Origin of the sequence: Levilactobacillus koreensis JCM 16448, from assembly GCF_001435525.1 — a bacterium.
In the GTDB taxonomy this organism is placed as follows: domain Bacteria; phylum Bacillota; class Bacilli; order Lactobacillales; family Lactobacillaceae; genus Levilactobacillus; species Levilactobacillus koreensis.
The window spans coordinates 1-14,730 of the sequence record NZ_AZDP01000020.1 but is presented as its reverse complement, the minus strand read 5'-3'; the positions used below and the strand labels follow the sequence as shown (position 1 = coordinate 14,730).

The 14,730-nt window shown below is 42.8% G+C and carries 11 protein-coding genes; 7 read left to right on the top strand and 4 right to left on the bottom strand.

Features of this window, described 5'->3' with window-relative positions; translation table 11 throughout:
- Positions 1–189: 189 nt before the first annotated feature.
- Positions 190–1,680 carry an arabinosylfuranosidase ArfA gene (arfA, locus tag FC99_RS01240; protein ID WP_048735281.1) on the bottom strand — a complete coding sequence of 497 codons (1,491 nt, stop codon included), beginning with the start codon at positions 1,678–1,680 and terminating at the stop codon, positions 190–192.
- Between the two features lie 27 nt (positions 1,681–1,707).
- Complete coding sequence (locus FC99_RS01235) at positions 1,708–2,688, bottom strand: glycoside hydrolase family 43 protein (protein WP_048735287.1); 981 nt, start codon at positions 2,686–2,688, stop codon at positions 1,708–1,710.
- A 399-nt stretch (positions 2,689–3,087) separates the two neighbouring features.
- Between FC99_RS01235 and FC99_RS01230 the strand changes: the two genes are divergently transcribed.
- Positions 3,088–4,203: an ABC transporter ATP-binding protein gene (locus tag FC99_RS01230; RefSeq protein ID WP_048735288.1), complete on the top strand. Its 1,116-nt coding sequence runs from the start codon at positions 3,088–3,090 to the stop codon at positions 4,201–4,203.
- A gap of 155 nt (positions 4,204–4,358) precedes the next feature.
- Here FC99_RS01230 and FC99_RS01225 read toward each other — a convergent pair whose 3' ends face one another.
- Both FC99_RS01225 and FC99_RS01220 read right to left on the bottom strand, forming a co-directional pair.
- Entirely contained in the window at positions 4,359–5,234 is an 876-nt protein-coding gene (locus FC99_RS01225; protein ID WP_162258572.1) for a helix-turn-helix domain-containing protein, read from the bottom strand.
- Positions 5,235–5,411: 177 nt separating this feature from the next.
- Positions 5,412–6,866, bottom strand: coding sequence for an alpha-N-arabinofuranosidase (locus tag FC99_RS01220; protein ID WP_048735293.1), 1,455 nt, complete (start codon positions 6,864–6,866; stop codon positions 5,412–5,414).
- A gap of 956 nt (positions 6,867–7,822) precedes the next feature.
- Here FC99_RS01220 and FC99_RS01215 point away from each other — a divergent pair.
- The 6 genes from FC99_RS01215 to FC99_RS01190 all read left to right on the top strand — a co-directional run bounded on the left by FC99_RS01215 (position 7,823) and on the right by FC99_RS01190 (position 14,582).
- The gene (locus tag FC99_RS01215; RefSeq protein WP_156166938.1) at positions 7,823–9,106 is read left to right on the top strand and encodes an ABC transporter substrate-binding protein; all 1,284 of its coding nucleotides are present in this window, start codon (positions 7,823–7,825) and stop codon (positions 9,104–9,106) included.
- A 94-nt stretch (positions 9,107–9,200) separates the two neighbouring features.
- On the top strand, positions 9,201–10,127 hold the full coding sequence (locus FC99_RS01210; RefSeq protein ID WP_048735299.1) for a carbohydrate ABC transporter permease: 927 nt from the start codon (positions 9,201–9,203) through the stop codon (positions 10,125–10,127).
- A gap of 82 nt (positions 10,128–10,209) precedes the next feature.
- Positions 10,210–11,094: a carbohydrate ABC transporter permease gene (locus tag FC99_RS01205; RefSeq protein ID WP_048735300.1), complete on the top strand. Its 885-nt coding sequence runs from the start codon at positions 10,210–10,212 to the stop codon at positions 11,092–11,094.
- A gap of 206 nt (positions 11,095–11,300) precedes the next feature.
- Positions 11,301–11,723: a hypothetical protein gene (locus FC99_RS01200; protein WP_156639333.1), complete on the top strand. Its 423-nt coding sequence runs from the start codon at positions 11,301–11,303 to the stop codon at positions 11,721–11,723.
- Positions 11,724–11,728: 5 nt separating this feature from the next.
- A complete protein-coding gene (locus tag FC99_RS01195; RefSeq protein ID WP_048735302.1) occupies positions 11,729–13,249 on the top strand; it encodes an alpha-N-arabinofuranosidase in 1,521 nt (506 codons plus the stop codon).
- A gap of 262 nt (positions 13,250–13,511) precedes the next feature.
- The gene (locus tag FC99_RS01190) at positions 13,512–14,582 is read left to right on the top strand and encodes a GntR family transcriptional regulator (RefSeq protein ID WP_048735303.1); all 1,071 of its coding nucleotides are present in this window, start codon (positions 13,512–13,514) and stop codon (positions 14,580–14,582) included.
- Positions 14,583–14,730: the final 148 nt, after the last annotated feature.

Below are 14,730 nucleotides of genomic sequence, written 5' to 3'. Positions count from 1 at the left end.
GTCGCCTAAGAACCCTGTGTAAGCCGAGAGGTCGGCAGATATGGGCTCAGGCGCGTATTCGTACCGTTCCAGCCCATATCTGCCGGCCGGCAAGGCGAAGGGCCCACCAGGCTGCCTAGTTTTAGGTTCACGATTGTTGCTAGAGCAGGTATGGCTGGTATTTTGGAACTTTCAACCTTTAGCTAGTGACTAATCGCTGACCTTGATCCGGAACATGTTCCAAGATAAAGGCTGTAACGTGGTTTTCAAGACGTTGCCGTCTAATTGGACGTCGTTATTTGGTTGAATCGCCATCGTTTGGTCTTCGTTAGTTTGCTTGATGTCGTAGCCGTAGAATTGAGTGGCTTCAACGACTTCCTTGGCGTTTAAATCGCGTAGGTCGGTACTGAAGTCCATGGCATCTTCGCCCTTGTTTTCAGCAAAGACAACCACTTCGCTATCTTCCTGGTTGTAAACGGCTAAGCTGTCTAGGTAAGGAACATCCTTAAAGTCCTTGCTGTCGTAGGTGGCGGATTCTTGTTTAGGTGCTAAGGTGACCCCGCGACCGTACTTGGAGACTTGCATGAACGGGAAGAAGATGGATTGTAACCAGACACCGTTGTCGTCCGTCATGATTGGTGCGATGACGTTGACGAGTTGGGCGAGGCAGGCAATCTTGACCCGGTCGGCGTGCTTCAATAACGTAATCAACATGGTGCCGACCATTAAGGCGTCTTCGAAATTGTAGTGGTCTTCCAGCAGATGTGGCGCTTGTTGCCAAGGAGTTGCTTCGTCATCCTGTTTGTGGGAGTGGTACCAAACGTTCCATTCATCTAAGGCTAAGTTGATGGTCTTGTCGCTGTGTTTGCGGGCTTTAACGGCGTCACAAACGGCGACGATACCACCAATAAATTCGTCGAAGTCGACGGACTTAGCTAAGAAGTTGTGCAGATCATTTTCTTCGTTGCCATAGTAACGGTGCAAGGAGAGGTAGTCAACGTCATCATAAGTATGATCAAGGACCGTTTCTTCCCAGCTCCCAAACGTGGCCATTTCACGAGTTGAGCTCCCACTAACGACCAAGTCGATATCGGGGTCAACCAGGCGCATGACCTTAGCTGTTTCGTGAGCTAAGCGACCGTATTCTTCAGCGTTTTTGTGGCCAATCTGCCAGTCACCGTCCATTTCGTTACCAAGACACCAGGTCTTGATATTAAATGGCTTGTCGGCACCGTTCTTCTTCCGCAGGTCGCTCCAGTAGGTACCACCGGGGAAGTTGCAGTATTCGATGAGGTTGCGCGCAGCATCAATACCACGGCTACCTAAGTTGACGGCCATGTCGGGACGCGTGCCGGTCTGTTTGGTCCACTTCATGAATTCGTGGAGACCAAATTGGTTGGTTTCAATGCTCCGCCAAGCCAGATCAAGACGAGTTGGCCGGTCTTCCTTAGGACCAACGCTGTCTTCCCAGTTGAAGCCAGAGACAAAATTCCCACCAGGGTAACGAATCAAGTCGATACCTAAGTCCTTGACGGCTTTAACGACGTCTTGCCGGAAGCCATTTTCGTCGGACTTGGCGTTGCCTGGATTGTAGAGGCCGTCGTAAACGGCACGGCCGAGATGTTCGATTAAAGCACTGTAGACCCGGTCGTCAATCTTTGAAATTTGATTGCTGGGGTCAACGGTTAATTTTCCTTGCATGAAAAAACCTCCTGATTTAAATGATGATTATTTGTAGTTGTAGGGAACGGGTTTGCCAAAGTTAGGCGTGCCATCGTCGTTCCAAGTGAAAGGCTGAACCATCGTGTGGCGGTTCGGGTCGTACAGTGGGTCGCCCTTGATGTCGGTGTAGTTCCGGCAGTGGTAGACCAACATATCGGTCTCGTCGTCTTCAGCCACGGTGAATGAGTTATGGCCAGGACCGTATTGCTGAATTGGCATGTTGCTTTGGAAAACGGGAGTCTTGGACTTCGACCAATTCGAGGCGTCAAGCAAATCGGCGTTTTCAGGAACCGTCAGCATGCCCATGGCGTAATTTTCGTCGGTGGCACTGGCGGAGTAGGTGAGGAAGAAGCGGCCGTTGCGGTGTAAGACAGCGGGGCCTTCGTTCACCCAGAAAATCTTCGTTTCCCAATCGTATTCGGGCTTCGTCAGCATAACTGGCTTGGTCTTTAACGTCCAAGGATTCTCCATTTCCGCAATATAAATGTTGGAGTTGCCTTTAATGGCGGGATCTTTTTGCGCCCAAACGTAATACAACTTGTTCTGAGCTTCAAAAACAGTTGCATCAAGGGCAAAGGTATCCATTGGCGTTTCAATTTGCCCACGTTCGATCCAGTCGGCTTCGTCGCGCATTGGGTCAGCGTTGTCGCATTCGATACAATACATCCGGTGTTGGAACATCCCGTTGTGGTCGAATTCTTTGGTGTGGGATGCGGCGAAATAGATGAACCATTTGCCGTCTATGTAGTGAATTTCGGGTGCCCAGATCAGTTGGCTCATGGGGCCACTGCCATCCGGGTGTTTCCGCCATACGGTGCGGGGGGCAGCGTTTGCTAAACCATTTAAGGTCTTTGCCCGCCGAATCTCAATCAAGTTATAAGCAGGAACGGAGGCCGTAAAGTAATAGTAGCCATCGGTGTGCTTGTAAATGTACGGGTCAGCCCGCTGAACAATTAGTGGGTTGATGTAATCCTGTGCCTGTACCATAAGATTAGTCGCTCCTTTTAGAAATATTTGTAAGCACTTAGAAAGAAAAGCTCTTCAATAAATACTAATAAATACGTACACTTGAAATATACAACCGGATGAAAACGCTGTCAACCAGTAAAAGCTATCTTCCGGATAAAACCATCTTATTTTTGGAAATAAAAATTAACACGCCACTTATAAGTAGTAAACGGTGCCTGAGAGTAAGGAAGCCAATGTATATAAGGATTTTAGATTGGAAAAATATATCCGAATAACTATTTATAACTCCTTATTTATCAATATCTTTGTTCACATTTGCTAAAGTGTCCGGATGATTTTGTTCACTATTTGCTTTATTTGAATGCGCTTTCATTCTATACTAAGTACAGATAAATTTTGAAAGGAATGTTATACATAATGGCTGAAGTAAATTTAGAGCACATCTATAAGCAATACGATGGGGCAGATGACTATTCTGTTACTGACTTTAACCTTGATGTTAAGGATAAAGAATTTATGGTCTTCGTTGGGCCTTCTGGTTGTGGGAAGTCAACGACGCTGCGGATGATCGCTGGTTTGGAAGATATTACCAAGGGTAAGCTGGTAATTAATGGTAAAGTTGCTAATAATTTGGCACCTAAGGACCGGGATATTGCCATGGTCTTCCAAAACTACGCGTTGTATCCACATATGACAGTTTACGGAAACATGGCCTTTGGGTTGAAGATTCAAAAGAAGTCTAAAGAAGATATTGACAAGCGAGTAAAACATGCTGCCGATATCCTTGGTTTAACTGAATACTTGGACCGGAAACCAGCCGCTCTTTCTGGTGGTCAACGGCAACGGGTTGCCTTAGGCCGGGCAATTGTGCGTGATGCGCCAGTCTTCCTAATGGACGAACCACTATCTAACTTGGATGCTAAACTGCGGATTTCGATGCGTGCTCAGATTGCTAAGTTGCATCAAGACTTAGGTACGACGACCATTTACGTTACTCATGACCAAACTGAAGCGATGACGATGGCTGATCGGATTGTTGTTATGCGTGATGGGAAAGTTCAACAGGTAGGGACACCTTCTGAAGTTTACGACAAACCAGTTAACGCCTTTGTTGCTGGATTTATCGGTGCGCCCGCTATGAACTTCTTCAATGTGACATTACATGATGGTGTGGTTACCGACGAAAAGGGCGAATTACACCTTAGCGTCCCAGAAGGTCGCCTGAAGAATTTGGTTAAGCATGGTTACGATGGTAAGCAATTAATTTTAGGTGTTCGGCCAGAAGACATTCATACTGAAAATGCCTTCTTGGAAGCCTTCCCTGAAAATGAAGTTGATGCTGAAATTATCGTTTCTGAATTACTTGGTGCCGATTCTCAACTGTACAGTAAGGTTGGGAACACTGAGTTTGTTTCGAAGGTTAATGCGCGTGACTTTGAAAAGCCGGGTGCTCACGTTAAGATGGGCTTTGACTTGAACAAGGCACATTACTTTGATAAAGATTCAGAAGTCTCTGTAGATTATATGGACTAAAAGAACTAAAAAATGGGTCTGGGACAAAAGTCCTAGGCCCATTTTGTGCTCCAAACGTATATAGTCGAAATGTGCGACAAAAGGCAGTCAACTTCGCTTAGCAGGGTTAGTGCGCATTGACTAACCGCCTTCTGGTCCACTCTCCTTTTTAGTAATTACTGAAAAGTTAAGAGATAGCAAAAAAGCAGATCATCCATATTTTTCAAATTGAATCCAGTTGTTTCCTGAAACTTCTTGATTCGATATTGCAACGTGTTACGATGCAAAAACATCTTTTTGGCAGTGATGCTGACGTTACCACCATTTTGATAAAGGGTAGTAATGGTTTTCTTGGCATCCGGCATACTGAATAATTCGGGATTGCTCTTTAAAATTAGAGGATCCTGACTGAGCCGCATTTTAAAGTAGTACTTTAAAATACTATTTGAAATAGAAAATAGTCGATCACTAGTGTTTTGCTGTAGCTGAAACTTAAATAAATTTCGTTCGTTGGCAAAGAGTTTTTCGATGGCATTATCGTCCTGCCAATACTGACCGATATATATTTTGGAACTGCAGTAGAAATCACTGTCTAAGGCTTGGCTGATTCCTAAAAAATTATCGTTATCATATATTTTAGAACCAAGTTGCTCAATTGCAATGGCTTCATGACTATTGACTAAGAAGGTATCTACAAATGGGCGTTTGAACATGGTCTTAAAAGCGTCTATCCAGTTATCAACGGGAATTGAGCTGTCATGGCTAACTAGATTGATTTGGATGATCCGAATACGCCGTTCCTCCAAGTCCTGTGGGGATACTTTTTCACCTAAGAATAGTCGTCGAAACCAAACGTGATCATTAGCTGTCTTGGTGGGGGTTGCTTTATCCGCCATGAGCTGAAGGAGGGCAGTTTCGCGGGGAGTGAGTTGAGCGCGAGGAACGGTTAGCCATTGGGCAGCAATCGGAATACTTAGGTAAGCTTCATCTGGATTAGGTGTCGGCTGTAGGTGTGCGTCTGGGAAAATACTAATGATGTCTTTAATTTCCACGTTAAAATTCATTCCCTTCAATACATTAGTGTTAGTTAAAACAAGTAATACCAACTTTCATCCCCGCTATGAGGAGCAATCAGAGTCGACATCAACCGGTTAACTCTAATAGTAACGCAAAAGGTCCATGTAAACCTAATTGCTAGCGTTAAGTACATGGGCCTATGCTTGTTTAAATTAATTTTCGGTGGTTACCTGCAGTGTCACAACGCTCATTGGTGGAATTTTAGCGGTTAATTGATGGGAGTCGTGAGTAGTGGCAGTAAATTTCTCAGGAGCAACCGCATCAGGATGGTCAAAATCGTTATGTTGATCCATTTGGGTTCCCCGTAACATTTCACCGGCTACTGTATGGATAGTACTGTCCATATCAATGGTGACGGTATCCGCTGCAGTCAAGCCATAATTGCAGAGTGAGATAAAGTAGCCGTCTTGATTTTTAGAAACAGAGGCGCTAGTTGTTTCTGCTAAAGTATCGAGTGTATCCATTGCTAAGGCATCTTGATGTTTGAGAAACATTTTGAAGATGTAGTAAGTGGGCGTCTTGATCAACTTAGGACCGTCTGTTAGTAGCATGGCCTGGAGCACATTGACCATTTGAGCAATATTTGCCATTTGAACGCGGTCAACATGCTTCTGGAAAATATGCAACGTAATAGCAGCAATCATGGCGTCACGAATTGTATTTTGTTGGTAAAGAAAAGCAGGATTTGTTCCTTTTTCAGTTCGGAGCCAAGAGCCCCATTCATCAACGATTAAGCCAACCCGTTTTTGGGGATCGTATTTATCCATAATGGTACTGTGTTTGGTAATAAGTTCATCCATCTTCTGGGCACTCTTGATTAGCGAGAACCATTCGTTTTCTGGGAAGGCCAATGCAGGCCGCTTGTCTTCCCAAGCAGAGGCTAGTGCGTAGTGATGCAGGCTAATACCATCCATATAAGGAGCAGCACTTTTCATCAGGACATCCATCCAATGATAGTCGTCGACGTTGGGTCCAGAAGCAATTTTGTAAAGGGGATGATCAGCGTCGTAACTATTAAGAAAGGTTTGATATTGCCGATAAAGATCAGCATAATATTCGGGACGCATGTTACCGCCGCCTCCCCAACTCTCATTACCCACGCCAAAGAACTTTACATGCCAAGGATCCTTACGACCATTAGCCGCTCGTAAGTCAGCCATTGGTGAAGTGCCATTGAAGGTCATGTATTCGACCCACTCGGACATTTCTTGAACGGTGCCACTTCCAAGGTTACCGTTTACGTAAGCATCAGCCCCTAATTGCTTGAGCAATTCAAAATATTCATGTGTCCCAAAATGATTATTTTCAACGACACCGCCCCAGCTTGTATTGACGATCTTTTTGCGTTTATTAGCTGGGCCAATACCGTCAGCCCAATGATAAGTGTCTGCAAAGCAACCACCTGGCCAGCGTAGAACGGGAACTTTAATGGCCTTAAGGGCCGTAATAGCATCGGAACGTAGGCCGTTTACGTTAGGGATTTCAGAATTAGGTTCAACCCATAAGCCGCCGTAGATACTGCGACCAAGGTGTTCGGAAAATTGACCGTAAATGTATTTACTGATTTTGCCACGTTGTCTTTGCCGATTGATTGAGATATGAGACAAAGTATAACCTCCTTAGAGATACTAAATGATACTTTTATTCGGACAACATTTATATGTAAAACAATATGTCTGAACAAATATTACTATATAAAGCGCTTCCAAGCAAGAAACAGTCAGAAAAAACAGTAATCCTAGCATGGGGAGGTAGGAGCATAGACGTAGTTTAGGTGACTTATTGAGGATCGTAATTAGTGCAAGCGAGTGGCTAAGTTGGATGAGTAAGCTACCAATTACTTAATGAAATAGGGTATGAATGGTGGTATGTCAACGAAAATAGACGTTTTACGTTAGAAAGCGATGGCTGGTTTATTTAGCCAAAAACCCGTCTAAGATGAAAAAACATAAATTTTTTTGAATTTTTTAGTTAGTCGATTTATTGCCTGTAACCAGCGCGATAAGCGGGATTAACTCAATTATTAGTAAGTATATAAAGTATCAAAAAGCAAAATTGTTCCGTATAACTATTGAAATCGCTTACAATTTATGCTAAATTTGTACGTGGATAAGGCAAAGGAGTTAGTTAGAAAGTTTTGTACTTTCTAAACTCAGGAGTTGCTGGGGCTAATGAATTGCTGAATCGTTCGTTCATTGGACGTGCCACTGAAAGTAACAACGATTAATACCCAACGTTAATGCGCAGACGATGGGAAGGTCGTGGAGACTGGATGGGGGTAACTTGTGAGAGTATTAGCAATGAGGATGCTGATATTTCAATTAAGTTTTCGTTTAATGGCCATGACAGATTACAAGGGGGTCCTTCAATCGGAAATTACTGTTCAAGCAAAGTTCTAAATATGATAGGGGCATTGCGATAAAGTACAGTTATTATTCTTAAGTACATATGACGGATATGATGATCAATCAACATTTAGGGGTTAATGGATGATCGTGTTCGAGAGCGAAACCACTATCATATAAGGTATTGGAATTAACTACTAATCATAGAGGTGTAAATCATGAGACATGGCTTAATGAAAAAGCTTGGCGTTGTTGCTGCAATCGCAGCAGCAGGTGTCAGCTTGGCAGCATGTGGAAGCAGTAAGTCAAGTAGCAGTAGTTCTTCAAACAAGACTACCACTATTACTTTCTGGAACGGCTTCACATCAACTGATGGGGACGTTTTAAAGCAAATTGTTAAAGATTACAACAAGACTAACAAAGACCACGTTAAGGTCAAGATGGATATCATGACTTGGGACAACTTCAACCAGAAGTTACCAACTGGTATCACTGCTAAGAAAGCACCTGACTTTGTTGCGATGAACTATGGTGACATGGCTTCTTATGTTGCTAATGGCACAATGAAGGATATGGGTGACTTCTACAAGCAAAACGGCGTTGACAAGTCTAACTTCGAAACCACTGCCCGGAACTTAGGGGTTATCAATGGGAAGACTTACTTCGTTCCTATGCAAGTACAAGGTATGTACCTCTACTGGAACAAGAAACTCTTTAAGAAAGCCGGCTTGAATCCTAATAACCCACCTAAGACTTGGGACGAATTAGCAACTGATGCTAAGAAGATCTCCAAGTTAGGCAACAACACCCAAGGGTTTGCAATGCCTAAGGATGGTAGCGCTATCATGTACAACTTGTTACAAGATAACGGTGCTAAATTGTTGAATGGTAGCGAAAAGAAGTCCGCTTTGAACTCCGCAGCTACTAAGAAGAGCTTTGATTACTTACAACAATTAATTTACAAAGACGGCGTTGGTCCTAAGAACATTTCCGGTGCCGAAGCTGATAACTTAATGCTTGCTGGTTCTCTGGGTCTTTACATCAACGGTCCTTGGTTGAACTCCGGTTTGAAGAAGAACAATATCGACTACGGAATTAGCACTTTGGTACAAGCTAAGCAAGGTGACAAGAAGGCCATCTTGGATGGTGTTGGATTTGGTATTCCTACCAGCACTAGTGACAGCAAGACCAAGGCTATCTACTCATTCGTTAAGTACTGGAACACGACTAAGATTGGTAAGAAGTGGAGCCTTGAAAACAAGTGTGCACCATACCTGAAGTCTGTCGCTGCTAACAAGGATATCAAAAAGGATAAACTTGTTTCCACGATGTACAAGCAAATTGGGTATGCTAAGCCATACTACCCAGGTAACAAGAACATGAGTAACATCACGACTAACGTGATTAACCCATCTATCGAAAAAGTCTTGGCTGGGAACAATACTACGAGTGTGATGAAGTCTGCATCTAAACAAGTTGATAGTACATTAAGTGGTAACTAAAGTAGTTAACTAGTTAATGTGAATCAGAAAAAAACAGATGTTAATTTCAATCTCGGTTGAAATTAACATCTGTTTTATAAAGGAGTCGAGTTAAATGGAAGAGATCGATACATCTGTTAGTAAAAAACGTTCCTTCTTCCGATTCTGGAACCAACCAAAGCATGCTGCCTACTTATTCATGGCACCATCCATCATCATCCTGCTATTCTTCATGGTGATTCCATTAATTGGGACGTTAGGGCTTAGTTTCTTCAATATTAATATTTTCTTCACGGGTACTAAGTTTGTTGGGTTAGACAATTTTGTCCAGTTCTTCCATGATCAACGGGCAATTAACTCAATGTGGCATACGGTTTACTTTACGTTACTGGAAACACCTACGCAAGTTATCGTTGGGACGGTTGCTGCCGCTGCTTTATCACGGACGACTTTGTTCAACCGGTTCTCACGTTCTGTTTTCTACGTGCCAGTTATTTGTTCATTAACAACTAGTGGGATTATCTTCTCAATGTTACTTGATCCTAACATTGGTTGGATTCCTTATGTTTTGCACCAATTTGGCATGAGCACCCCACAATTCTTCCGTGATGCAACGCTGGCTATGCCATCAATCGCCGTTATGACTGTTTGGAAAAACTTTGGTGTGACGATGACTATCATGTTGACGGCCATTCAAGCTATTTCACCAAGCTTGTATGAATCGGCTGAAATGGACGGGGCGAATAAGAAACAGCAATTCTTCCATGTTACGATTCCACAAATTATTCCATCATTAGGTTTCTGTGTGATGACGAACTTGATTGGGTCAATGCAAGTCTTTGACCAAATCTACGTTACTACTGCTGGTGGTCCTGAGTTTAAGACTGAATCAGCCGTTCAATATATTTATAGTCGTGGGTTCTCTGCACCATATCAATTGGGCTACGCTTCAGCCGTTGCGACAATTCTGTTTGTAATTATCGCTATTTTGTCAGTTTCCTCTAACCTCTACATGAGTCATAAGGAAAAGCAAATGAGATAGGCACCCAATTTTGACTATAAAGTCCTTTGTGGGCAATATTTGCTAGGATTACCCGTAAAGGGCGCGAAAGGAATGAATCTATATGGAAGCACGAACAGCTGATACGACTGAACTCGTTGATTCTACTAAAAAAAGTAACTATCATCGGAATAAAGTAATCAAGTCAATCATTTTCAAAGTTATCATGTCCTTATTGATTTTGATTGTTGTATTCCCATTCTTATGGTTGCTATTGTCATCGTTTAAATATGAAAAGGATATCATTACTTACCCACCACACATTTTCTCTGGGAAGTACACGTTCCAAAACTACATTAAGGTTTGGGATACGATTCCTCTATTAGGATACGTTAAGAATACCGTTATCTTTGCCGGAGCAACTATGTTAATTTCTCTGGTCTTGGACTCTATGACGGGTTACGCATTAGCTCGAATGGAATTTAAAGGAAAGACGGCTTTCTACTACTTCGTCATGGTTTCCATGATGATTCCATTCATGGTTTACATGATTCCTCTGTTTATCGAAATGAACAAGATGAACTTGCTGGATACTTACACTGGTTTAATTGTTCCACGGGCCACTACTGCGTTTGGGATTTTCATGATGCGGTCTAACTTTGTCGGGTTGCCTCGTGACTTGGATGAAGCTGCTCGGCTGGATGGTTTAAACGAATGGCGGATCTTTACGAAGATTATGTTACCATTGTCTAAGCCAACGCTGATGGCCTTAGCGGTCTTTACGTTAACCAACAACTGGAACGATTTGCTTTACCCGTTGATTTTGACGACGACCTCAAGTATGCGGACGTTGCCTGCCGGGTTAGCACTGTTCACTGGTCAACATATCTCATTTTACGGTCCTGTTATGGCTGGTGCCGTTATTTCTATGTTGCCATTGTTCATCATTTACATCTTTGCTCAGAAGTACTTCGTTCAAGGTTCAGCAATGTCAGGTATGAAGGAATAGTTTTACACAGTAGATAAGGGGGAACTCTAAGCATGTCACGGATCTTTAATAGCCGGCTGTACCTAGGCTTAATACCACTAACAAATTATCTGATTCTTGGGGTATTTGCGACGATGGGTTTTGCGTCAGTTTTCTTCGCTTATCCAATCATTAGTGCATGTATCACCACTGCGATTAGGATTTATGGTCGGGGTAACGAGACGATTATGAGAAAGTTTTTCGAGGAGCTCAAACGTCATTTTTGGACGAAATTTGGAATTGGGTTAGTGACGTCGACACTAGCAATCCTGTTCTATTACGTTTACATGAAGGCGTTCACAAGAGTAATTGCGCCTATTCGAGTAAGTTTGGTTATTTCGTTATTTCTATTTGTCGCAGCCATGTTCTACATGGTTCTTGAAGAATATTCAATGCGTGACGACTTTCATTTTGGACGTTTCTTCCAGAACGCGATGATTGATATCATTATCGAGTTACCGATGACACTAGCATTTGCGGCCATTATGTTTGTAATGATCTTGGTAGCAATGGTTTTCCCTATTACTGCATTCTTCAGTTTGACAATTTTAGACTTTATCTTTGCTTCTTTTTACCATAAGAAGTTAGAGACTAAACTTTCGAGGTTTTAATCTATATGGCAAAATTAAACTTATACAACGAACAACGGTTTGATGTCCGACCACAGTTATTTGGTTCTTTTCTAGAACATATGGGGACGGTCATCTATACAGGGATTTATGAACCCGGTCATCCTTCAGCAACTCCTGAAGGGTTTCGGGGAGATGTACTAAAACTCGTGCGCGAACTCGGTGTCAAAACACTACGCTATCCTGGTGGTAACTACACGTCTAGCTATCATTGGGAGGACACGATCGGTGATCAAGCAACACGGCCTAAGCGGATGAATATTGCTTGGCAATCGCTGGAAACCAATCAGTTTGGATTAGATGAATTCTTCCAATGGATTCAACAGGCTGATGTAGACAATCCAATTTTAACGGTCAACTTAGGTACCCGAGGCATTGACGATGCTCTTCATGAATTAGAGTATGTGAATGGTAAGTACGATACTGATTGGGCTAACTTGAGACGGCAGAATGGCCATGCAGAACCTTATGGTGTTAAGTATTGGTGCTTGGGAAATGAACTTGATGGCCCATGGCAGGTTGCCAGAAAGACACCTGAAGAATATGGACTCCTTGCTAATGAGACGTCAAAGGCAATGAAGTTGATGGATCCGGATATTGAGACAATCTTGGTTGGGAGTTCAACGCCGCGACTGGACACGTATCCGTCATGGGATTTCAAAGTTTTGATGGAAGCATATGACAACGTTGACTATATTGCGATGCATAATTATATAGATCGTGATCAGTCGGAGAATCTTGATCAACAGGCTTTGCGGGACTCTGACGACTTACCAACTTACTTGGCTCGGTCTCGTGAGTTCGATAAGCAAATTGATGAGGTGGCAACTATTGCTGATGCGGTTAAAGCGCTGAAGCACAGCGATAAGACCATGAAGATTTCATTTGATGAGTGGAATGTTCACCACTTCTCCCAGAAGAAGCCACAGCCATGGGGAGAACATAATCCGGTCGACTGGTGCTACTTCGACTTAGCAGATACGTTGTTGTTTGGTTCCATGGCCTTAGCGATTCTAAGACATGGTGATCGGGTCAAACTATCATGTCAGGCATTACTAGTCAATACGATTCCGCTGATCTTAACGGATGAGGGTGGCAATGCGTGGGCAAACCCGACTTACTATGTCCTCCAGTCAATCTTGAAAAATCTATCAGACACGTCAACAGTGATAGCCTCTTCGTTAACGGATAGTCAAAACTATTCGACGAAGCGTTATCAGGATGTTCCCGTGATTGACCAAGTGGTTATGGATACTGGCTCAGCGTATGTTGTGTTTGCGGTTAATCGTGGTGAAAAGGCGCAAACCATTTCGGTGGCATTGCCAGCTGCAATTAAGAGTGGACACATGGAACACATAGTAGGTGAATTAGGTGATAAGAATACGCGTGAACATCCAGAAACGCTAACTTTACAACCATGTAATGATCTGACCGTTGAGGTTGGTAGCAAGGCGCAAACGGCAACGTTATCGGGGTACTCATGGAACGTCTTAACCTTTGATTACTAAAGAGTTCTTTGGCAGGTCACTTAACGGCATGCAAGAACACAATTGAAAAACTTTAGGGGTCTAATTCACTTGTGGATTAGGCCTCTTTTGTTTTCAGGTAGGCGATGTGAGCCGTGTAAAATAAAAAGTAGAGAGGCCTAAATTAAAATTAGATCTTAGCTAATAGGGTAGCGCCTATTAGCTAAATACTCACAATTGAAAGCGATACCATAGGCTGCTAACGGTTGGTTATTAATGAATAGGGGTAATGGTGAGGTGTAATATGGAAAATAAATATCAAAAGGTTAAGGATGGACTCAAGCAGGATATCATTTCGGGAAAATTTCAAGTGGATGAGAAGTTACCGACTGAATCAGATTTGATGGAACGGTATAAGGTAAGTCGGTATACCGTTCGTCGAGCTGTTGGTGATCTAGAGAGTGATCATTTTATTTATCGAATTCAGGGCGGTGGTATGTTTGTTCAGGATTGGCATAAAGATTGGTCATCCCCCGATACCAAGCTGATTGGTGTAGTTACAACGCACATTGCTGATTATATTTTTCCGAATATTATTGCTGGAATTGATCAAGTTCTTTCTAAAGCGGGTTATTCTATTTTAATTAGTAATACTCATGATGATCATGCCAATGAGCGTCAGTGTTTAATTAGTATGTTGGATAGTCGAGTGGCAGGGTTGATCGTTGAACCAACGCAAAGTGCACTACCGAATCCTAATCAGGACCTTTATCATGAGATTAAGGACGATGAGTTGCCCATGCTTTTCATTAATTCGTATTATCCAAGTATGGATTTTCCGTATGTTAATACGAATGACGCGTTAGCTGAACAGAAAATGGTGGATTACTTATTGGCGCAGGGCCATCAGAGTATTCTTGGTATTTTTCAGGTGGACGATTTACAAGGTGTGGATCGAATGAATGGTTTTGTTCGTGCTTATCAGCAACGACCAGAGCTGTCTTACATGAGCAATATCATTATGTATCAGTCTGGCGATACATCTCAGAAATTGTTTGAGCGGATTTCAAGTTACCTTAATCAAGACGATGCACCGACCGCAATTGCTTGTTACAATGATCAATTGGCCATTGAAGTTATTGATTTCTTGAAATCACAACACCTGCAAGTGCCAGCAGATATCTCGGTAGTTGGATTCGATAATTACCGGATGGGTGAGTACCTAACGCCTAGTCTGACGACATTAAACCATGAGAAAGAGCGGATGGGAACGGATGCTGGTAATATGCTGATTAAGTTACTTAATCATGAACCGGTTAAGTCGATTACATATCAACCAGAGCTGGTTAAGCGATCGTCAGTCGTTCAGCACTAGGGGTCGTACATAGTAAGAGGTGGTCAAACAGGGCGGGATATCTGAGCCTTGATTAACCACTCCTTTTTATTTAAAAGTAAGGTGGTTAATTAGTAAGCACCCAATAATTGACCGTCTAGGATTGGCGGCAAATCCACGATATGATAGT

Bases quoted from the DNA above. Each gene is read 5' to 3' on its own strand.
- FC99_RS01195 (WP_048735302.1), top strand. From the start codon at position 11,729: ATGGCAAAATTAAACTTATACAACGAACAACGGTTTGATGTCCGACCA.
- FC99_RS01215 (WP_156166938.1), top strand. From the start codon at position 7,823: ATGAGACATGGCTTAATGAAAAAGCTTGGCGTTGTTGCTGCAATCGCA.
- FC99_RS01205 (WP_048735300.1), top strand. From the start codon at position 10,210: ATGGAAGCACGAACAGCTGATACGACTGAACTCGTTGATTCTACTAAA.
- FC99_RS01230 (WP_048735288.1), top strand. From the start codon at position 3,088: ATGGCTGAAGTAAATTTAGAGCACATCTATAAGCAATACGATGGGGCA.
- FC99_RS01210 (WP_048735299.1), top strand. From the start codon at position 9,201: ATGGAAGAGATCGATACATCTGTTAGTAAAAAACGTTCCTTCTTCCGA.
- FC99_RS01235 (WP_048735287.1), bottom strand. From the start codon at position 2,688: ATGGTACAGGCACAGGATTACATCAACCCACTAATTGTTCAGCGGGCT.
- arfA (WP_048735281.1), bottom strand. From the start codon at position 1,680: ATGCAAGGAAAATTAACCGTTGACCCCAGCAATCAAATTTCAAAGATT.
- FC99_RS01190 (WP_048735303.1), top strand. From the start codon at position 13,512: ATGGAAAATAAATATCAAAAGGTTAAGGATGGACTCAAGCAGGATATC.
- FC99_RS01200 (WP_156639333.1), top strand. From the start codon at position 11,301: ATGAGAAAGTTTTTCGAGGAGCTCAAACGTCATTTTTGGACGAAATTT.